Raw genomic sequence first — 19,220 nt, 5'->3', positions numbered from 1 at the left:
CCTTCATGCGCGGTTCTCGATCAGGCGATCGGAACCACCTTCGGCGACACGGCGTTCCAGCAGGCGATCGGAACCACCTTCGGCGACGCGGCGTTCCAGCAGGCGATCAGCACCACCTTCGGCGACGCGGCGTTCCAGCAGGCGATCGGCGCCACCTTCGGCGACACGGCGTTCCAGCAGGCGATCGGCACCGCCTTCGGCAACGCGGCGTTCCAGCAGGCGATCGGAACCACCCTCGGCGACGCGGCGTTCCAGCAGGCGATCGGCACCGCCTTCGGCAACGCGTTTTTCGATCAGGCGATCGGAGCCGCCTTCGGCGACAACAGGTTGGGCGGTGGCGGCGAATACGTTGGCGGCCAGGACCGAGAAAGCAAGGCTGAGGATGATTTGGCGTTTCATGAGGGTGTGCTCCGGGGGTGCAGTGGTTGGTGTGGCGCCATTGTTGCGTCCGACCACCGTCAATAAGAACTTCATTGAAATGATGGTGGATATCGACCGCGGTGATAGCTCGTTGGTGTGCAGCCGGTCAGCTCGATACCGCAACAGTGACGTTGGTTGGAACGCCGCGGAGTTGGCGGGCTCTACCCCATAACCCCCTTCCTCAGGAGACCCCTCATGTATCAGTTGTTCGGTCACCGTCAGTCCGGGTCGGCGGCGGTGGAGATCGCGCTGGAGTGGTGCGGCGTGCCGTTTCGCCGGATCGATGCCTATTCGACCGAGGACAGCGAGGCAACGCGCGAGCTCAAGACATTGAACCCACAAGTCCAAGTGCCCACCCTGCAATTACCGGATGGCTCGGTGCTGACCGAGGCGGCCGCGATCCTGATTCACCTCGGGCTGAGCTTTCCCGCGTCGAAGCTGCTGCCTGACGATCCCCTCGAACGCGCGCAAACCCTGCGCGGCCTGGTCTATGTCGCCGCCAATTGCTACACGCCCATCGGCATCCTCGATTTTCCACAGCGCTGGCTGGACGGTGGTGATGACGCCTGCGCCGAGTCATTGGTCCGAGGTACCCAGCAACGGCTGTATCGCAACTGGGCCTTGTTTGCCGACCAGTTCGCGGCCAGGCCTTTTTTCGGCGGTGCCGAACCGGGAGCCCTGGATATCCTGGCCGCGGTGATCACTCGCTGGAGCGGCACGCGGGAAGCGATGCTGAGTGCTCGTCCCGAGTTCCACGGCTTGCTGGCGCGCATCGACCGCCATCCACGGGTAGCGCCCGTGTTGTCGCTGCACTGGGCCGAGTGAATCAGGGGCAGGCGTTTGCCGTGGCGGCCTGCTCGATGAGGCCCACCAACTGACGGACGTTGTTCTGATGGGCGCTCACCAGCGCGTCGATGCTGCCACCCGCCGGCGTTTGCAGGCTGCTGCGGCAGGTGAGGGTGGGGGACTGCGTGCCCCGCAGTCGCCATTGCACATCCATGCGGGCGTAGCGCCCGGGAATCGAGTCGAAGCGCTTCACGTCCACGCGCAGCAAACGCTTGGCCGCGCCGGGATTGTTCAACTGTTCGTCCAGGCTGCTGTGCAGTTCATCGGCCAGGCTGGCGCCCCACCACTCGGTTTCCAGGATCGCCAGGGCGCTGTTGCCCTGGCGGATGACCATCTGGGTGCGATCCACCTGGGGCGGTACGCTGACTTGCTCGACCTGGATGTCCGCGTTGGACCGCGACGGGCCGGCCGGCTGGGCGGGGCTCAGGGTGTGGTAGTGGATAGGATCGCTGCGACAGGCGACGAGCAACAGGGCGATGGCGAGCCCTATGAGTTTCAGCGGCATCAGGTGTGCTCCTGTGATCATTCGTTTGGCGGCAACGTGAGGTTCTGCGCCGGAGCATCCTTGGGACGTCCACGCAGCAGCGATTCGGGATGGCGGCTCAGGTAGTCGGACAACTCGCGTAGCGAGCGCGACATGCGGCCCAGGTCGTCGAGGGTCTCGGTCAGTTGTTCGCGCTGGGGTGAATCCTCGGCGAGGGTCGAGTTGGCCGATTGCAGGGTCTTGCTCACGTCCTGCAAGGTGCTTTGCACGCCGGGCAGGGTCTTGCCGTTGATCTGTTTCAGGCCCTTGCGCAGTTCCACCAGGTTGCCGTCCAGGTTGCTGGCGATGCTCTCCAGCGGCAGCTTGTTGATCCGTTCCACCATTGAATGGAGCTGTTCCTGCAGTTGCTGCAGGCTGCCCGGAATGGTCGGGATACGGACCGGCCGGGCATTGGGGTCAAAGGCGACTTTTTCCGCCTTGGGGTAGAAGTCCAGTGCGATGTACAACTGCCCGGTCAGCAGGTTGCCGCTGCGGGCCTGGGCGCGCAGCCCGCGCTCGACGAAACTGCCGATCAGGCGTGCGCCAGCGGCTTCGTCGTCGGGGTTATGATTGAGGGCCTTGAGCAGTTTCTCATGGGCCTTGCCCAGGCGTTGCGGGTAGATCACCACACCGACGTTGACCGGAAAGCTGCGTTGTTTCTCGTCGAAATCCAGGTTGATCGCCACCACCCGGCCGACCTCCACACCGAGGAATTCCACCGGCGCATCGACCCGTAAGCCGCGCAGCGCCTGATCGAAGCGCAACGCCAGGTATTGCGCCTTGCCGTTGGGCGGCGCGAGTGCGCTCTGCTGGTCGGCGAACAGTTCGAAGGTCTTGTCCGCGCTGGCCGGGCTGTCGTTGGGGTTGTAATCCGGGGCCCGGAAGGCGATGCCGCCCAGCAGCAGGGCCGAGAGGGATTCGGTCTTGACCGCGAAACCGTTGGCGCCGACGTTGACGTCCACGCCGCTGACGTTCCAGAACCGGGTGTTTTCGGTGACGTAGGCGTCGTTGGGCGCGTTGACGAACACATCGATGTCGACGCCCTTGCCCTCGGCGTCCAGTGCGTAGGACACGACCTGGCCCACCGGGATCTTGCGCAGGTACACCGGCGAGCCGATGTCCAGCGAGCCGAGGTCCTGGGAGTGCAGGGTGAAGCGCTTGCCCGGTTCGCCGTAGGTGATCGGCGGCGGGGCTTCCAGGCCGGTGAAGGACTTGGCGCGCACCTTCGACTGGCCGGCGTCGGCGCCGATGAAGTCACCGGACAGCAAGGTGTCGATCCCCGAGATCCCGCCGGCGCCGATGCGCGGCCGAACCACCCAGAACACGGAGTCTTCGTGGGTGAAAGTGTCGGCGTTCTTGGCCAGTTTGACCGTGGCGGTGACGTTTTTCTGGTCGTTGCTCAATTGCACGTCGGTGACCTGGCCGATGACCACATTGCGATATTTCACCTCGGTCTTGTTGGCAGTCAGGCCCTGGCCGGTCTTGAAGGTGATGGTGATGGTCGGGCCTTCCTGCAGCCAGTCGTGGACCACCAGGGACAGCCCCACCAGCACCGCGATGATCGGTACGATCCACACCAGCGAAACGGTCCAGCGGCGGGTGGTGACGTTGGCGCGTCCTGGCCCGGGCCGTTGCCCGTCAGTGGCTTGCGTTTTCATCCAGCGCCTCCTCGCAGGGTTGGGTGTCCCAGATCAGCCGGGGGTCGAAACTCATGGCCGACAACATGGTGAACAGCACCACCAGGCCGAAGAACAGAATGCCCGGGCGCGGCTCGATGTCGCTCAGGGCCTGGAACTTGACCAGCGCGGCCACCAGGGCCACCACCAACACATCGAGCATCGACCAGTAGCCGATCACCTCCACCAGCCGGTAGAGCTTGGCCCGCTGGACCTGGGCCCAGGTGCTGCGGCGCTGGACGGTGACCAGCAGCAAAGTCAGCACGACGAACTTGATGCCCGGCACCGCGATGCTGGCGATGAAAATGATCAGGGCGATGTCCCAGGCGCCGCCTTGCCAGAACTCGATGACGCCGCTGATGATGGTGCTGTCGGCACCGTCGCCGAGCATCTGGGTATTCATGACCGGCAGCAGGTTGGCCGGGATATAGAACACCAGCGCGGCCAGCATGTAGGCCCAGGTGCGGGTGATGGGGTTGGGTTTGCGGCGATGCAGGTCGGCGTCGCAGCGTGGGCAGGCCTGGGGTTCGTCGCTCATGTCGCAGGCCAGGCCGCAGCCGTGGCACAGGCACAGGTTCAGGTCGTCGGCCTTGGGCGGGTCGGCCGACGGCAGGCCGTTCACAGGCTGTCCCACAGGTCGCGGACATCGCGCCCGGCAATGCGGATCATCAGCAGGCTCAAGGCCGCCAGCGTAAACAGGCCGATGCCGGGGAGCACGTCCAGCAAGCCGGCGAGCTTGATCACCGCCACCAGGGCACCCAGCAGGCACACTTCGAGCATGCTCCAGGGCCGCAGGCTCTCCAGGCTGCGCATGCACAGGTTGAAGCCGGGCGCCCGTCGGTTGGCGTGGGCGTAGCCCAGTACCCAGAGCAGCAGCGCCAATTGCAGGGCCGGTGCGACGATGATTGCGACGGCGGCCACCAGGGCGATGAAGGTCATCGGCCCTTGGCTCAGGGCGACGATGGAGTCCCACAGCGTGGCGCTGTTGCTGAGGCCCTTGAACCGGATGCTCATGATCGGATAGACATTGGTGAACGCCCACAGCACCGCGGCCGTGAGGGTCAGGGCCAGGCGTTGCTCGATGCTCAGGCCGTTGTAGCGCTGGATGACCGCGTGGCAGCGCACGCACGAGGCTTTTTGATGCCGCACGAGGACCACCGGCTCGTACACCGCATCGCAATGCTCACAGATGATCAGTCGGGCGGAGGTGGCCATCGAGAGGCTCGGGCAGAGGCAACCCCTTCAATATAGAAGTGAACGGCCAATCAGCAAGCTGTGGCAGTGACGCTGGCAGCGAGCCCGCTCGCTCCCAGCGTGTTGACCATGCTCCGAACCGGTCATTCGCCGCGTATGTACTGCTCCAGTTGTCGGATCAGGTCGGCCTGTTCGGCGATGGCTTCCTTGACCAGGTCGCCGATGGACAGCAGGCCGACGAGCTTGCCGTCGTCCACCACCGGCAAGTGGCGCAGGTGCTTTTCAGTCATGATGCTCAGGCAGGTCTCGACGTTCTGGTGCGGGTCGATGGTGATCACCGGGGATACCATGATGTCGCTGACCTTGGTCCCCACCGACGAGCGCCCGTGCAGGACCATTTTGCGCGCGTAGTCACGTTCGCTGATGATCCCCAGCACTTCCCCGTTCTTCACCACCAGCAAGGCGCCGACGTTCTTCTCGGCCATGCGCATCAGGGCCTGCAATACCATGTCGTCCGGTGAGATGGTGTGCACTTGCTGGTTCTTCTCATCTTTTATCCGGAGCAATTGCGCGACGGTTTTCATGGTGGGCCTCGGGTTGTTTTTGCAGGTGTGCTTAAAGAATCGTAGACCCGGCGGCGCAGAGCAAGCGGGAAATCACCTCAATAGCAAGGTCATGCGCGGTTGTGGCGAGGGGATTTATCCCCGTTGGGGTGCGAAGCACCCCCAAAACTGCCTGGCCCTGATGTCTCAGGAGAGAACCTATGGGGCTGCTACGCACCCCAACGGGGATAAATCCTCTCGCCACAGGTAGAATCCCTTCTCACATAGAACACGAGGTTGCAGTGGTGGATCTACAGCAGGGCTTCGTCCTGACCCGGCATTGGCGCGACACCCCGGCCGGCACCGAAGTCGAGTTCTGGCTGGCCACCGATGCCGGGCCCCGGCGCGTGCGCCTGCCGGTGCAGCCGTCGGTGGCGTTCGTGCCGCAGGCCCAGCGCGACCAGCTCCAGGACCTGTTGCAAGGGGAGAAGGACATCGAGCTGCGGCCCCTGGACCTGCTGGATTTCCAGCACCGCCCGGTGCTGGGCCTGTATTGCCAGCAACACGCCCAACTGATGCGCCTGGACACCACGCTGCGCCGTGCCGGTGTCGAGGTGTTCGAGGCCGACATCCGGCCGCCGGAGCGCTACCTGATGGAGCGCTTTATCACCGCGCCGGTGTGGTTCGGTGGCACTCCGGGGGCCGATGGCCTGCTGCTGGAGGCGCAGATGAAACCGGCGCCCGGTTACCGTCCGGCGCTGCGCCTGGTGTCCCTGGACATCGAGACCACCGCCCAGGGGGATCTGTACTCCATCGCCCTGGAAGGCTGCGGCGAGCGCCAGGTCTACATGCTCGGGCCGCCCAATGGCGACGACAGCAGCGTGGATTTCCAGCTCGAATACTGCGAATCGCGCACGCTGCTGCTCAAGAAACTCAACGAGTGGTTCGCCCGCTTCGACCCCGACGCCATCATTGGCTGGAACGTGGTGCAGTTCGACCTGCGCGTGCTGCATGAACATGCCCGCCGGTTGGCCGTGCCGTTACGCCTGGGGCGCGGCGGTGAAGAGATGCAATGGCGCGAGCATGGCGCGCGCAATAATCACTTTTTCGCTTCGGCGGCGGGCCGGCTGATCATCGACGGCATCGAGTCGCTGCGTTCGGCCACCTGGAGTTTCCCCTCGTTCAGCCTGGAAAACGTCGCCCAGACGCTGTTGGGGGAGGGTAAGTCGATCGATAACCCGTACCAGCGCATGGACGAGATCAACCGCATGTTCGCCGAGGACAAGCCGGCGCTGGCGCGTTACAACCTCAAGGACTGCGAACTGGTGACACGGATTTTCGCCAAGACCGAACTGCTGACATTCCTGCTGGAGCGGGCCAGCGTCACCGGCCTGCCGGCGGACCGCAGCGGCGGATCGGTGGCGGCCTTCACGCATCTGTACATGCCGCTGATGCACCGCCAGGGCTTCGTCGCGCCCAACCTGGGACAACGCCCGCCTGAGGCCAGTCCGGGTGGTTTTGTCATGGATTCACAACCGGGGCTCTACGAATCGGTGCTGGTGCTGGACTACAAGAGCCTGTACCCGTCGATCATCCGCACCTTCCTCATCGACCCGGTGGGCTTGATCGAAGGCCTGCGCCACCCAGGCGAGCGCGAGTCGGTGCCGGGCTTTCGCGGAGCACGCTTCTCCCGCACCCGGCATTGCCTGCCGGCCATCGTGGCGCGGGTCGCCGAAGGCCGGGAGACGGCCAAGCGCGAACACAACGCCCCGCTGTCCCAGGCCCTGAAAATCATCATGAACGCCTTTTATGGCGTGCTCGGCTCCAGTGGCTGTCGCTTCTTCGATCCGCGGCTGGCTTCGTCCATCACCTTGCGCGGCCACCAGATCATGCAGCGCACCCGACAGTTGATCGAAGCCCAGGGGCACGTGGTGATCTACGGCGACACCGACTCCACGTTCGTCTGGCTGCGGCGCGCCCATGGCCAGGAGGAAGCGGCGAAGATCGGCCGCGAACTGGTGGCACACGTCAACCAGTGGTGGCGCGAGCAGGTGCGTGACGAGTTCGGGCTGGAGAGTGCCTTGGAGTTGCAGTTCGAAACCCACTTCAAGCGCTTCCTGATGCCGACCATCCGCGGCGCGGAAGAGGGCAGCAAGAAACGCTACGCCGGGCTGGTGACCCGCGCCGACGGCCATGACGAAATCGTCTACAAGGGGCTGGAGACCGTGCGCACCGACTGGTCGCTGCTGGCCCGGCAGTTCCAGCAGGAGTTGTATGAGCGCATCTTCCACCGCAAGCCTTACCAGGATTACGTGCGTGATTACGTGCGCCAGACCCTGGCCGGCGCGTTCGACGAACGCCTGGTCTACCGCAAACGCCTGCGCCGTCCGCTGGACGACTACGAACGCAACGTGCCGCCCCACGTGCGTGCGGCGCGGCTGGCCGACGAGTTCAACCAGCGCCAGGGCCGCCCGCGGCAATACCAGAATGGTGGCTGGATCAACTACGTCATCACCGTCGCCGGCCCGGAACCGCTGGAAGCCCGCAGCGCCCCGATCGATTACGACCACTACGTGAGCAAGCAGCTACAACCGGTGGCGGACGCGATCCTGCCGTTCGTGGACGATGACTTCTCGACGTTGGTGGGTGGGCAGATGGGGTTGTTCTAGAGAACGTTCATTGGTTTGCCGACCCTGTGGCGAGGGGATTTATCCCCGTTCGAGTGCGCAGCACTCGTCTATTTGGTAGGTGGCTGCGATGTTCTTTGGGGGCGCTACGCGCCCCATCGGGGATAAATCCCCTCGCCACAGAGCTATTGTGTGTCTCGCGATTGCCCCGCCAATCAAACCATCGCCAGCCGCTGCTTGCCCTGGGGTTGCGCAAACGTCAGGTCCAGGGCCGCGAGGTCCTGGGGGGCCAGTTGCAGATCGGCCGCTTCGGCGTTCAGCCGCACGTGCTCGGGCTGCACCGCCTTGGGAATGGCAATGACATTGTCCTGGCGCAGGAGCCAGGCCAGCGCGATCTGCGCCGGTGTCGCGCCGTGGCGCTCGGCGATCTGGCGCAGGGTGTTGTCCTTGAGCAGGCGCCCGCCCTGGCCGACCGGACAGTAGGCCATGATCGGCATGCTGCGCTGTTGGCACCAGGGCAGCAGGTCGAATTCGATGCCGCGTGCTTGCAGGTTGTACAGCACTTGGTTGGTGGCGCAGGCCGGCGCAGCCAGTTCTTCGAGGTCGGCGACATCGAAGTTCGACACACCCCAGTGGCCGATCTTGCCTTCCTCGCGCAGGCGCTCGAAAGCCTCGACGGTTTCCTCCAGCGGGTACTGCCCGCGCCAGTGCAGCAGATAAAGGTCGATGTAGTCAGTGTCGAGCCGTCGCAAGCTGCGTTCGCAGGCCAGAGGAATGCCTTTGCGACTGGCATTGTGGGGGTAGACCTTGCTCACCAGGAACACCTGGTCGCGCAGGCCGGTGATCGCCTCGCCCACGACAGCCTCGGCGCCGCCTTCAGCGTACATTTCCGCGGTGTCGATCAGGGTCATCCCCCGTTCGATGCCCAGGCGCAGGGCGGCCACTTCCTGCTTGTGCTGGGACGGTTCCTCGCCCATGTGCCAGGTGCCTTGGCCGATCACGGGTACGGATACGCCGGCCAATTCCAGAGTCTTCATGACTGTCTCCTGTGTGGTTGAACGTCAGGCATGTGGCAGCAGGATAGACCAAGGGTTCAAGGCCTGTGGGAGTGAGCCTGCTCGCGAAGCGGTCTGTCTGCGCCGACCTCTTCGCGAGCAGGTTCGCTCCCACAAAGGTGATTCAGGCGGTGGCGAATGTTGCGGTCAACGCCTCTTCCCTGTGGGAGCGGGCTTGCCCGCGAAGACGGCGGTACATCCAAAATCGATTCGAGCTGATCCACCGCTTTCGCGAGCCAGCCCGCTCCCACAGGTTGGCGGCTTGAGCCGGACCCATGGGGGCGAGCGGGGGGATTACTTGGTGGAGAACTTCAGCACCATGGTCTGGGTGTAGGTCTGGCCCGGATCAAGGCGCGTCGACGGGAAGTTCGGCTGGTTGGGCGCATCCGGGTAGTGCTGGGTTTCCAGGGTAAAGGCGCCCCAGTGCGGGTAGACCTTGCCTTGCTTGCCCTTGATCGTGCCATCAAGGAAGTTGCCGGTGTAGAACTGCACGCCAGGCTCACTGGTAAAGAGCTGCAAGTAGCGTCCCGATTGCGGGTCGTAGGCATCGGCGGCGAGTTTGCCCACGTCCCCCTTGGCGTCCAGCACCCAGTTGAAGTCAAAGCCGCCCTGTTTCGGTTCGGCGAACTTGAGTTGTGGGTGATCGGCCTTGATGTGGGTGCCAATGGCGGTGGGTTGGGTGAAGTCCATCGGTGTGCCGGCCACGGGGGCCAGTTCGCCGGTGGGGATCAGCTTGCCGTTCACCGGGGTGTAGCGGGCTGCGTGCAGGGTGGCGACCTGTTTCAGGATGTCACCGTTGCCGGCACCGGCCAGGTTGAAATAGCTGTGGTTGGTCAGGTTCAACACCGTCGGCTTGTCGGTGGTGGCCTTGTACTCGATGCGCAATTCGTTCTTTTCGTTGAGGCTGTAGGTGACGTCGGTCTTCAGCGCGCCGGGAAAACCCATCTCGCCGTCCGCCGACAGGTAGGTCAGGGTCACGCCCACCGAATCCTTGCCCTCATGGGGTTCGGCTTTCCATACCCGCTTGTCGAACCCTTGCGGGCCACCGTGCAACGCGTTGCCGTGGTCGTTCTGCGGCACTTGATAACGCTTGCCGTCCAGTTCGAAGGCCCCGTCGGCCAGGCGGTTGCCAAAGCGGCCGATGGTTGCGCCGAAGTAGACGTTGCCGTTCTTCTGGTAACCCTGCACATCGTCGAAGCCGAGCACCACGTCGGCGGGCTTGCCGTGTTTGTCCGGCACGATCAGCGACTGGAGAATCCCGCCGTAGGTGATGACCGTGGCTTCCATGCCGTGGCTGTTGCGAAGCACGAATTTTTCCACGGCCGTGCCGTCGTCGGTCTTGCCGAACGCTGCGCGCTGTTGAGTCAGGCCGGCGGCCTGGGAGGCAGAGGTGGCGATCATCAGAGACACTCCGAGGGCCGTGAGCAGATGTCTGGATTCAAGCATGGTTTGACCTTCCTTCCTGTTGTTTTGTTGTTGTTTTGAACGCGGGTCGAGTCCGTTACTGGTCGGACGACGATGAAGGCTTTGCTGTTCAGTAGTCTTTCTATTTGTCGATGGAAACTGGATTTATAGCCATAAATTGGGATTTATCAATTAAAAAGTAAGACTAATTGACGTTTGGGAGATTTCCTTCAGAGGACGGTGTTGCACCGTCCACTGCACTTTTACGGTTTTTGTCGCTCTATCCATGGCCTGGAAGCGGCGACCCCCGCCGCGTCCCCCTGCCCAGACCGAGATTCGATGGCCGGTGCTTTTTATTCGATGCGTGCGTTGCGACGACGCAGCGCAGCAGTGTTGATCGGTGTGCTGGCCCTGCTCAGCGGCTGCAGCCACCAGCAAGGCCAGGACATGGTCACGCAGTTGGGTAACACCCGTCCCCAGGAGTTCCTGCAGACCAGCGTCGACCGCATGGCGACGTTGGCGATGCATGACAACCTGCAAAGCCTTTACCTGTTGATGAGCAAGTTGTACCTGCGCAACCCCGACGAACTGCGCAAGTCGGGCTTTCTCGACGCTCGTACCGCTGAAAAACAGGTGCGCATGGCCATCGAGCAGCAGCAGCCCTTGCCGACCCTGGGAGGCAAGAAGGATCTGGCGGCGTTGAGCTATGCAATGAGTCCGGAATTCCTCGGGGACCGGGTCGGGGCCTTCATCTATGCCATCGGCAGCATGCTGGTCACGGCCCATGGCAATCGCCTCGAGTTCTACATGACCGATAGCATCGACCCGCGCTTCGTCAGCAATGCCGCGCGCAACATCGAGAAAGCCACCTGGATCCTGAGCCAGCGCCAAGGCAAGGACGGCAAGCCGCTGCTGTTCTCCAACGAGATCTCGGAGGAAGGCAGCAACCTGAGCTTTGCCGTGGAGTTCGGGAAAATTGTCGCGCGGTTGGACCTGTTGACGCAGATGCTGGACGAGCGCTATCGCCGGATCGGGCTCAACTATGCCCAGAGCCTGCTGTTCCTGAACTTCCTGCCGGTTCAATAGCGACCGTTAAAAAAGGAATAAAGATAGATCACATCGATATAGGGGGTTATAAGAAAAATCGCTATGCTCGCGGCCAGATTTTCCACGCGGTTGCGCTGAGACGGGTTTGATGGATTTCGGTAATGTCGGTTTAGTCGTAGCGGGCCTGGTGGTCGGCTTCATCGTCGGGATGACTGGCGTCGGCGGTGGTTCGTTGATGACGCCCATTCTGCTGTGGTTTGGCATCAACCCGGCGACGGCGGTGGGCACTGACCTGCTGTACGCGGCCATTACCAAGTCGGGCGGTGTGCTGGTCCACGCCAAAAATCGCAATATCGACTGGGCCATCACCGGTTGGCTGACCTTGGGCAGCGTGCCGGCGGTCGGTTTGACCCTGTGGTTTCTCAGCAGCCTGCACAGCTCGCCCGACGCCATGAACGCGGTGATCAAGCAGGCCCTGGGCTTCGTGCTGTTCGCCACGGCCCTGGCGATCCTGTTCAAGAAGCGCCTGCTGCAATTCGCCCACGACCGCGCTGGCGGTCACTACAACCCGTCCGGCTCGCGCCTCAACGTGCTGACCGTCATCACCGGCCTGATCCTGGGCACCATGGTTGCGCTGACCTCCATCGGTGCTGGTGCCTTGGGCACGGTCGCGCTGTTCATCCTCTATCCCTTCCTGGTCACCAAGCGCCTGGTGGGCACCGAAATCGCCCACGCCGTGCCGCTGACCCTGGTCGCTGGCCTCGGCCATGCGAGCATGGGCAACATGGACTGGCACATCCTCGGTTTCCTGCTGGTCGGCTCGTTGCCGGGGATCTACCTGGGCAGTCATTTGTCGGGGCGTATCTCCGATGAACTGCTGCGCCCGTGCCTGGCGGTGATGCTGGCGATGATCGGGTTCAAGCTGGCGTTCTGAGGCCTGCCGGTGAGCACGTGCCTGCACGGCACACCGCTTTGCCGAGCAGGCTCGCTCCCACAGGGTTTCTTCCTTGGCGGTCCATGCTGGCCGGTCCATGTCGGCTTCGCACTCAGTTGCGCAATGAACCCGCTGGCCTAAGCTTCAACACAGGCGGGCGCAGTATTGGCCGACTCGCGGAACAATTGCCGCCATGCGCAATCAGTACAGCGTAGATATCAAAAGGAGAGGCGCATGCTCATTCGGTCGTTGACCTTCGCTACCTTGCTGGCCGTCGCCAGCCCGCTGTTCGCCGCTGATGGCGACTCACCCCTGGTGGCGGAGGTGGGCAGGACCCGCCCCTTGATCGTCATCGCGCCCAGCACGGTAGACCCGGCCTGGGTCAGCCTGAAGAAAGCGTTGGAAGAACCAGCCGGCAAGCAAGGTTTTGCAGAGCGCAACATGGTGCTCTACACGGTGCTCAACACCATCGGCCAGCGGGACGGCAAGGACCTGGACCCGCAAAGCACCATGTCCCTGATCCGTTCGCTCAAGCTGGGCGCCGGTGCCCAGACCAAGATCATCCTGGTGGGCAAGGACGGGGAAAAGAAGCTTGAGCATTCCGGGGCGATCGAGCTCAAAGACGTTTTCGACACTGTCGACAAACTGCCGGCCGCGGAAAAGGAAGCGGCCGCCCCAACACCTCCTCCTCCCGCGCCAGAAGCAGCCCCGGCCAAGGATGCCAAAGGCGCCAAGCCTGGCAAGGCGAGCAAACCTGCGGCGGCGCCGAAGCCGTTGGATGATTGATGACAGATCCATAGGCTTCTGTTTGTGGCGAGGGAGCAAGCTCCCTCGCCACGGTCGATCATTGCTTATCCAGCGCCGTCAGTATCCGATACGCAACCTTCACCCGTTCCTCGATCGGATAATTCTTGTTCGCCAGCAACACGATCCCCATGTGCCTGCCCGGCACGAACGCCGCGTAAGCGCCAAAGCCGCCGGTCGAGCCGGTCTTGTTGATCCAGGCATCGTCCGGCGCCGGGCGGGGCGGTTCGAGGGGCTGCACCTTGTTCGGCTGCATGGCGACCTCCACTGAGTTACCTGCCAGCAGTGCGTCCAGTGTCACCGGGTAGGGGTAGAACTCCCAGCCCAGGCCCTGGGTCATGCCGCCCATCGTGTAGAAACCGCTGTGGGTGGTGGCGATGGCCTGGCGCAGGTCGGCGTCCAGTTTTTCCGGCTGCAGGTTGGCCTCGACGAAACGAATCAGGTCCGCTGAGTTGGTCTTGACCCCGTAGGCCTGCGCATCCAGCGCCCCCGGCCCGACCCGCACGGGCTTGCCATCCTTCGCGTAGCCTTGGGCATAGCGCTCCAGTTGGTCTGGCGGTACCCGTACATAACTGTGCGTGAGGCCCAGCTTCGGCATCAGCGTCTGCTCCATCGCTTGCTCGAACGGCTGGCCCAGGCTGCGGGCTGCCAGGTAGCCGAACAAACCGATGCTGGGGTTCGAGTAGAGCCGTTGGGTGCCGGCCGGGTAGAGCGGTTTCCAGGTCTTGAAGTAGCCGAACATCCTCTCCGGGTGGTCCGCTTCCTGGGGGAACTGCAGCGGCAGGCCGCCGGCGCTATAGGTGGCGAGGTTGAGCAGGCTGATGCCGTCGAAGGCGCTGCCGCGCAGCTCGGGAGCAAAGCGGCTGGCGGGGTCCGACAGCGACAGCTTGCCTTGGGCCAGGGCATAGGCGCCGAGCGTCGCGGTGAAGGTCTTGCTGACCGAGCCGATTTCGAAGAGGGTCTGGTCGGTGACCGCCTGCCGGGTGTCCTTGGAGGCCACGCCATAATTGAAGAAATGACGTTGCCCGTCGAGGGTGATCGCCACCGCCATGCCGGCGATGTCCTGTTGCTTCATCAAGGGCTCGATGGCGGCGTTGACCGTCTCTTCAATGCGGTCCTGGGCGAAGCCCGTGGTTGCCCCGCAAAGCAGCAGGAAAGCGCCGGCGAGGGTTGATCTGGCCATGTGCATGTCGGACCGTCTCCTTGGGTGTCCGGTGCCTGGGGTGCACCTGAAGGGGCGTCAATCTAGGCCGTTTTCCGCGGCTCGGCAATCGGTGGCCGGACGTTGCCAGGCGTGGTTCCGAGTTGTCTGGCCTGGGCGTCGGAAAGATCCTACGAAATCGCTGCGAATCCCAGGCCAGTGGCCATGCATGGCAAACCACACAAATTCCTGGCCGCCGGGTAAACTTGCGCTCTTTCTAAAGGAGTTCACATGAGTTACTACCAGCCTGGCATTCTCGCCACCCCTGTTCCGCCTCAGGCCCGTCATCTGTTTTTTGCCCTGGAATCGGTCGAGGCACTGCCGGCTGCGATAGACAAACTCGTGTTGCTGCTGGATGAGCGCGCGGTGATCGGCTTTGGTGAGCCGCTGGTGAAGGCCCTGGGCGCCCAGATCGAAGGTTTGCGGGCCTTTCCCGCGCTGGCCGGCGTGGGCGTCGACAACCCCTCCACCCAGCATGCGCTGTGGTGCTGGCTGCATGGCGAAGACCGCGGCGAGTTGCTGCACCGCAGCCGCGCCATCGAGACGGCGCTGGCCCCGGCCTTGCGCCTGGTGCAGATGAACGAAACTTTCCGCCACATGACCGGCCATGACCTCACGGGTTACGAGGACGGCACCGAGAACCCCCACGACGAAGCGGCCGTCGCGGCCGCCCTGGCCCAAGGGGCAGACGGCCTGCGCGGGGGCAGTTTCGCGGCGATCCAGCAATGGCAGCACGACCTGGATGGCTTCGCGGCGATGTCGCCCGGTGAGCGCGACAACATCATGGGCCGGCGCCTGAGCGACAACGAAGAAATCGACGAGGCGCCGGAGTCGGCCCACGTCAAGCGCACTGCCCAGGAGAGCTTCGCGCCCGAGGCTTTCGTCGTGCGCCGCTCCATGCCCTGGATCGAAGGCGACCGCGCGGGCCTGATGTTCCTGGCGTTCGGTTTCTCCCTCGATGCCTTCGAGGCGCAATTGCGCCGCATGAGTGGCCTGGAGGACGGCATCACCGACGGCCTGTATCGCATGAGCCGGCCGATCACCGGGGGCTACTACTGGTGCCCGCCACGGCTGGACGCACGCCTGGACCTGCGCGCCCTGGCTCGCTAAGCGCAACGGTTTGTGCAAAGCGTGAGGTGAACGCTATTCTTGGGCCGGACCTCTATCCGTGGAACGGGAGAAGCAAGCGTGGATAAAGTCATCGTCATCACGGGGGGCGGCCGCGGGATCGGGGCTGCCACGGCGCTGCTGGCTGCCGAGCTGGGGTATCGGATCTGCATCAACTACCAGTCCGATGAAAGCGCTGCCCTGGAGGTGCTCGCACAGGTCCGGGCCAAAGGCGTGCAGGCGATTGCCGTGCGGGCCGACGTGAGCATCGAGGACGAAGTGATCGCGCTGTTCGACCGGGTGGATGCCGAGTTGGGCCGCGTTACCGCTCTGGTGAACAACGCCGGCACCGTCGCCCAGAAGGCTCGCCTCGATGAAATGTCCGAGTTCCGCATCCTCAAGGTCATGCGGACCAACGTGATGGGGCCGATCCTATGCGCCAAGCACGCGGTGCTGCGCATGTCGCCACGGCATGGCGGGCAGGGCGGGAGCATCGTCAACGTCTCCTCGGTGGCCGCGCGCCTCGGCTCGCCCAGCGAGTACGTCGACTACGCGGCCTCCAAGGGCGCCCTGGACACCTTCACCATTGGCCTGTCCAAGGAAGTGGCCGGCGAAGGCATTCGCGTCAACGCGGTGCGGCCAGGCTACATCTACACCGATTTCCATGCCCTCAGCGGCGACCCGGACCGGGTCAGCAAACTTGAGTCGGCGATCCCCATGGCAAGGGGCGGGCGGCCGGATGAAGTGGCCGAAGCGATCATCTGGTTGCTGTCGGACAAGGCATCGTACGCCACCGGGACGTTCGTGGACCTGGGGGGCGGGCGCTGAGCTCAGCCTGTCTGTTGCGGCGCTTTCGCGACCCTGCTCGCGTCCACATGGATCGTCTGCGATAACGATCCGTTGTGGGAGCGAGCTTGCTCGCGAAGGGCGCTACCCTGATCTCAGAACGAGCGGATAATCCGCCCCAATGTTTCCATGGCCTTTTCCGACGCCTCGGTCCAAGGGCTGCCGTAGTTCAGGCGAATGCAGTTCCTGAACCGCCGGGTCGGTGAAAAGATCGGCCCCGGCGCGATGCTGATGCCTTGGGCCAGGGCCATCTGGAACAGCTTCAGCGAGTCCATCTGCTCGGGCAGTTCCAGCCACAGGAAGTAGCCGCCCGCCGGCTGGCTGACGCGGGTCTGGGCCGGGAAATAACGGGCGATGGCGGCGCGCATCGCACTTTGCTGTTCTTCCAGGGCATAACGCAACTTGCGCAGGTGACGGTCGTAGCCACCGTGTTGCAGGTAGTCGGCGATGGCCGCCTGGGCCGGCATCGAGGCGCACAGGGAGGTCATGAGCTTGAGCCGTTCGATCTTCTGCGCATAGCGCCCGGCAGCGACCCAACCGATGCGATAGCCCGGCGCCAGGCTCTTGGCGAACGAGCCGCAATGCATCACCAGGCCTTCGGTGTCGAACGCCTTGGCGGGTTTGGGGGCCTGTTGGCCATAGTAGAGTTCGGCGTACACGTCGTCTTCGATCAGCGGCACCTGATGCCGGCGCAACAGCTCGACCAGTGCCTGCTTGCGGGCCTCGGGCAGCGTTGCGCCCATGGGGTTCTGGAAACTGGTCATGCACCAGCAGGCCTTGATCGGGTGGCGCTCCAGCGTCTGCGCCAACACCTCCAGGTCAATGCCGTCGCGCGGGTGGACAGGAATTTCCACTGCCTTGAGCTTGAGTCGCTCCAATACCTGCAGGCTGGCGTAGAACGCCGGTGCTTCGATCGCCACCAGGTCGCCGGGCTCGGTCACGGCTTGCAGGCACAGGTTCAGGGCCTCCAGCGCGCCATTGGTCACCAGCAGTTCCTCCATCGGCAACATCAGCCCGCCGACCATGTAGCGCAGGGCGATTTGCCGGCGCAACTGCGGATTGCCCGGCGACATGTCCGTGACAACCACTCGCGGGTCCATGTCTCGGGTGGCGCTGGACAGCGAGCGCGACAACCGATGCAGCGGAAACAACGTCGGGCTCGGGAACGCCGAACCGAAGGGCACCGTGGTCGGGTCCTTGATCGATTCCAGCACCGAGAACACCAGTTCGCTGACGTCGACTTCGGTGGACTCGTGCACGGGGCTGCTGATCGCCGGCTCGGAAAACGGCGTCGGCGCATGGGCGTTGACGAAGTAGCCCGAGCGTGGCCGGGCCCGGATCAGGCCGCGTCGCTCCAGCAGGTAATACGCCTGGAACACCGTGGACGGGCTGACGCCATAGGTTTGGCTGGCGTAACGCACCGAAGGCACTCGCTGGCCCGGCCCCAGCATGCCGGAGCGGATCAGTTCAGCGATGTCGTCGGCGAATTTCTCGTAGCGTTTCATGGCGAGCCCATTTTGCAGCGGTTCGAGGTCAGACTGGAGCTGTGCGTCGGGCATCTTATCGCCTCACCGGTTCATCGGCGCGACAAAACGGCTCTTGGCCACGCTGTAGGTGCGCGGCTCGTCGCTGTCGGTCACTTTGAAGGTCAATTCCTGGGAGCTGCTGCTCGGACGCTCGCTGAGCATCGCCACCGACACCGGCACGTCGACGATCTCACCCGGCGCCAGGCTCAGGTGCGTCTTGCCCTGCAAGGTGAAGCCTTCGCCATCCTGCAGCGACAGGGTGTAGGCCTGGCGCTGCTGGGTCTTGTTGATGATCTTCAGGCTGTAGATGTTCTCGATCTGGCCCTGGCTGTTCTCGCGGAACAAGCCGCGGTCCTTGCTTACGTCCAGGGACACCATGGGCCGCTCCACCAGTGCCACGGCCAGTGCACCGATCATCACCAGCAGCACGGCGGTGTAGCCGATCAGGCGTGGCCGCAAGAGATGGGTCTTGCCACCTTGCAACTGATGCTCGGAGGTGTATTTGATCAGCCCGCGGGCGTAGCCCATCTTGTCCATGATCGAGTCACAGGCATCGATGCAGGCCGCGCAGCCGATGCATTCCATTTGCAGGCCGTCGCGGATGTCGATGCCGGTGGGGCAGACCTGCACGCACATCTGGCAATCGATGCAGTCACCCAGGCCGATGTTGGCCGGCTTCACGTCGCGCTTGCGCGGCCCGCGGATCTCGCCACGGGCGGCGTCATAGGAAATGGTCAGGGTGTCCTTGTCGAACATCACGCTCTGAAAGCGCGCGTAGGGGCACATGTGCATGCACACCGCCTCGCGCAGCCAGCCGGCGTTGAGGTAGGTGGCAGCGGTGAAGAACAGCACCCAGAACAGGCTGACGCCGCCGATCTGCAGGGTCAGCAGCGCTTCGGCCAGCGGCCGGATCGGGGTGAAATAGCCGACGAACGTCAACCCAGTGAGCAGGCTGATGGCCAGCCACAAGGTGTGCTTGGCCGAACGGCGCAGGAGTTTGTTCAGGCCCCAGGGCGCGGCCTGCAGCTTGATCCGCTGGTTGCGTTCGCCTTCGGTGACTTTCTCGCACCACATGAAGATCCAGGTCCAGGAGCTCTGCGGGCAGGTGTAGCCGCACCACACGCGACCGGCGAACACGGTGATCGCGAACAGGCCGAAGGCGGCGATGATCAACAGCGCCGACAGCAGGATGAAATCCTGGGGCCAGAAGGTCGCGCCGAAAATATGGAATTTGCTTTCGGAAAGATCCCAGAGCACCGCCTGGCGGCCGCCCCAGTCCAGCCACACCGTGCCGAAGAACAGCAGGAACAGCACGCCCGCGCCGCTCAGGCGCAAGGTGCGGAACAAGCCGGTGAAACTGCGGGTGTGGATCAGGTTGTCGGTGGTCCTGGCCTTTATCTTCGCCGGCGCAGGTTCGAAGGTCTGTATCAACTGGACGGGGATTCTATCGCTCATGGTCGGTCGCTCA

18 protein-coding genes are annotated in these 19,220 nt (G+C 63.7%); 7 read left to right on the top strand and 11 right to left on the bottom strand.

The window, feature by feature from the left end:
* Nucleotides 1-3: 3 nt before the first annotated feature.
* Nucleotides 4-399 (bottom strand): hypothetical protein, encoded by a 396-nt coding sequence (locus KI241_RS17440; protein WP_047739150.1) that lies wholly within the window; start codon nt 397-399, stop codon nt 4-6.
* 216 nt (nt 400-615) lie between these two features.
* Between KI241_RS17440 and KI241_RS17435 the strand changes: the two genes are divergently transcribed.
* A complete protein-coding gene (locus KI241_RS17435; protein WP_212802795.1) occupies nt 616-1,245 on the top strand; it encodes a glutathione S-transferase family protein in 630 nt (209 codons plus the stop codon).
* 1 nt (nt 1,246) lies between these two features.
* Here the strand turns inward: KI241_RS17435 and KI241_RS17430 are convergent, their stop codons facing one another.
* The 5 genes from KI241_RS17430 to KI241_RS17410 all read right to left on the bottom strand — a co-directional run bounded on the left by KI241_RS17430 (nt 1,247) and on the right by KI241_RS17410 (nt 5,243).
* Nucleotides 1,247-1,771 (bottom strand): PqiC family protein, encoded by a 525-nt coding sequence (locus KI241_RS17430; RefSeq protein ID WP_047739148.1) that lies wholly within the window; start codon nt 1,769-1,771, stop codon nt 1,247-1,249.
* A gap of 17 nt (nt 1,772-1,788) precedes the next feature.
* Nucleotides 1,789-3,447, bottom strand: coding sequence for an MlaD family protein (locus KI241_RS17425; RefSeq protein ID WP_042728731.1), 1,659 nt, complete (start codon nt 3,445-3,447; stop codon nt 1,789-1,791).
* The gene (locus KI241_RS17420) at nt 3,428-4,087 is read right to left on the bottom strand and encodes a paraquat-inducible protein A (protein WP_042728730.1); all 660 of its coding nucleotides are present in this window, start codon (nt 4,085-4,087) and stop codon (nt 3,428-3,430) included. The genes KI241_RS17425 and KI241_RS17420 overlap by 20 nt, the downstream gene beginning before the upstream one ends.
* The gene (locus KI241_RS17415; RefSeq protein ID WP_042728729.1) at nt 4,084-4,680 is read right to left on the bottom strand and encodes a paraquat-inducible protein A; all 597 of its coding nucleotides are present in this window, start codon (nt 4,678-4,680) and stop codon (nt 4,084-4,086) included. Before KI241_RS17415 ends, KI241_RS17420 begins: the two co-directional genes overlap by 4 nt.
* A 122-nt stretch (nt 4,681-4,802) precedes the next feature.
* A complete protein-coding gene (locus tag KI241_RS17410; protein WP_042728728.1) occupies nt 4,803-5,243 on the bottom strand; it encodes a CBS domain-containing protein in 441 nt (146 codons plus the stop codon).
* Between the two features lie 263 nt (nt 5,244-5,506).
* Between KI241_RS17410 and KI241_RS17405 the strand changes: the two genes are divergently transcribed.
* The gene (locus KI241_RS17405) at nt 5,507-7,870 is read left to right on the top strand and encodes a DNA polymerase II (protein WP_161796095.1); all 2,364 of its coding nucleotides are present in this window, start codon (nt 5,507-5,509) and stop codon (nt 7,868-7,870) included.
* Nucleotides 7,871-8,043: 173 nt separating this feature from the next.
* On the opposite strand, the gene KI241_RS17400 is transcribed toward KI241_RS17405, so the two are convergent.
* Nucleotides 8,044-8,865 carry an aldo/keto reductase gene (locus KI241_RS17400; protein WP_042728726.1) on the bottom strand — a complete coding sequence of 274 codons (822 nt, stop codon included), beginning with the start codon at nt 8,863-8,865 and terminating at the stop codon, nt 8,044-8,046.
* A 312-nt stretch (nt 8,866-9,177) separates the two neighbouring features.
* Nucleotides 9,178-10,329, bottom strand: coding sequence for an aldose epimerase family protein (locus KI241_RS17395; RefSeq protein ID WP_042728725.1), 1,152 nt, complete (start codon nt 10,327-10,329; stop codon nt 9,178-9,180).
* Nucleotides 10,330-10,647: 318 nt separating this feature from the next.
* Here KI241_RS17395 and KI241_RS17390 point away from each other — a divergent pair, with 318 nt between their 5' ends.
* From KI241_RS17390 to KI241_RS17380, 3 genes are all read left to right on the top strand, one after another.
* Nucleotides 10,648-11,373, top strand: a complete 726-nt coding sequence (locus tag KI241_RS17390; protein WP_234408031.1) for a hypothetical protein — start codon at nt 10,648-10,650, stop codon at nt 11,371-11,373.
* Between the two features lie 109 nt (nt 11,374-11,482).
* Nucleotides 11,483-12,268: a sulfite exporter TauE/SafE family protein gene (locus KI241_RS17385; RefSeq protein WP_042728724.1), complete on the top strand. Its 786-nt coding sequence runs from the start codon at nt 11,483-11,485 to the stop codon at nt 12,266-12,268.
* Nucleotides 12,269-12,502: 234 nt separating this feature from the next.
* Nucleotides 12,503-13,054: a DUF4174 domain-containing protein gene (locus KI241_RS17380; RefSeq protein WP_042728723.1), complete on the top strand. Its 552-nt coding sequence runs from the start codon at nt 12,503-12,505 to the stop codon at nt 13,052-13,054.
* Between the two features lie 58 nt (nt 13,055-13,112).
* Here the strand turns inward: KI241_RS17380 and ampC are convergent, their stop codons facing one another.
* Nucleotides 13,113-14,261, bottom strand: coding sequence for a class C beta-lactamase (gene ampC, locus KI241_RS17375; protein WP_042728722.1), 1,149 nt, complete (start codon nt 14,259-14,261; stop codon nt 13,113-13,115).
* Between the two features lie 243 nt (nt 14,262-14,504).
* Between ampC and KI241_RS17370 the strand changes: the two genes are divergently transcribed.
* Nucleotides 14,505-15,383 (top strand): Dyp-type peroxidase, encoded by an 879-nt coding sequence (locus tag KI241_RS17370; protein ID WP_042728721.1) that lies wholly within the window; start codon nt 14,505-14,507, stop codon nt 15,381-15,383.
* A gap of 78 nt (nt 15,384-15,461) precedes the next feature.
* Complete coding sequence (locus tag KI241_RS17365; RefSeq protein WP_042728720.1) at nt 15,462-16,208, top strand: SDR family oxidoreductase; 747 nt, start codon at nt 15,462-15,464, stop codon at nt 16,206-16,208.
* Between the two features lie 113 nt (nt 16,209-16,321).
* On the opposite strand, the gene mapR is transcribed toward KI241_RS17365, so the two are convergent.
* Nucleotides 16,322-17,731 carry a GntR family transcriptional regulator MpaR gene (mapR, locus tag KI241_RS17360; protein ID WP_212803887.1) on the bottom strand — a complete coding sequence of 470 codons (1,410 nt, stop codon included), beginning with the start codon at nt 17,729-17,731 and terminating at the stop codon, nt 16,322-16,324.
* Between the two features lie 63 nt (nt 17,732-17,794).
* Entirely contained in the window at nt 17,795-19,207 is a 1,413-nt protein-coding gene (gene ccoG, locus KI241_RS17355; protein ID WP_123579822.1) for a cytochrome c oxidase accessory protein CcoG, read from the bottom strand.
* Nucleotides 19,208-19,220: the final 13 nt, after the last annotated feature.

The organism is Pseudomonas sp. Cab53, assembly GCF_018325965.1.
GTDB lineage: Bacteria > Pseudomonadota > Gammaproteobacteria > Pseudomonadales > Pseudomonadaceae > Aquipseudomonas > Aquipseudomonas chlororaphis_E.
Note: the sequence above shows the minus strand (reverse complement) of the source record. Positions and strands in the feature narration are given on the sequence as shown.

Excerpts from the sequence above, each read along its gene's own strand:
- KI241_RS17390 (WP_234408031.1), top strand. The coding sequence starts at position 10,648 with ATGCGTGCGTTGCGACGACGCAGCGCAGCAGTGTTGATCGGTGTGCTG.
- KI241_RS17370 (WP_042728721.1), top strand. The coding sequence starts at position 14,505 with ATGAGTTACTACCAGCCTGGCATTCTCGCCACCCCTGTTCCGCCTCAG.
- KI241_RS17395 (WP_042728725.1), bottom strand. The coding sequence starts at position 10,329 with ATGCTTGAATCCAGACATCTGCTCACGGCCCTCGGAGTGTCTCTGATG.
- KI241_RS17380 (WP_042728723.1), top strand. The coding sequence starts at position 12,503 with ATGCTCATTCGGTCGTTGACCTTCGCTACCTTGCTGGCCGTCGCCAGC.
- mapR (WP_212803887.1), bottom strand. The coding sequence starts at position 17,731 with ATGAAACGCTACGAGAAATTCGCCGACGACATCGCTGAACTGATCCGC.
- KI241_RS17430 (WP_047739148.1), bottom strand. The coding sequence starts at position 1,771 with ATGCCGCTGAAACTCATAGGGCTCGCCATCGCCCTGTTGCTCGTCGCC.
- KI241_RS17435 (WP_212802795.1), top strand. The coding sequence starts at position 616 with ATGTATCAGTTGTTCGGTCACCGTCAGTCCGGGTCGGCGGCGGTGGAG.
- ccoG (WP_123579822.1), bottom strand. The coding sequence starts at position 19,207 with ATGAGCGATAGAATCCCCGTCCAGTTGATACAGACCTTCGAACCTGCG.
- KI241_RS17400 (WP_042728726.1), bottom strand. The coding sequence starts at position 8,865 with ATGAAGACTCTGGAATTGGCCGGCGTATCCGTACCCGTGATCGGCCAA.
- KI241_RS17440 (WP_047739150.1), bottom strand. The coding sequence starts at position 399 with ATGAAACGCCAAATCATCCTCAGCCTTGCTTTCTCGGTCCTGGCCGCC.
- KI241_RS17410 (WP_042728728.1), bottom strand. The coding sequence starts at position 5,243 with ATGAAAACCGTCGCGCAATTGCTCCGGATAAAAGATGAGAAGAACCAG.
- KI241_RS17415 (WP_042728729.1), bottom strand. The coding sequence starts at position 4,680 with ATGGCCACCTCCGCCCGACTGATCATCTGTGAGCATTGCGATGCGGTG.
- ampC (WP_042728722.1), bottom strand. The coding sequence starts at position 14,261 with ATGCACATGGCCAGATCAACCCTCGCCGGCGCTTTCCTGCTGCTTTGC.
- KI241_RS17385 (WP_042728724.1), top strand. The coding sequence starts at position 11,483 with ATGGATTTCGGTAATGTCGGTTTAGTCGTAGCGGGCCTGGTGGTCGGC.
- KI241_RS17425 (WP_042728731.1), bottom strand. The coding sequence starts at position 3,447 with ATGAAAACGCAAGCCACTGACGGGCAACGGCCCGGGCCAGGACGCGCC.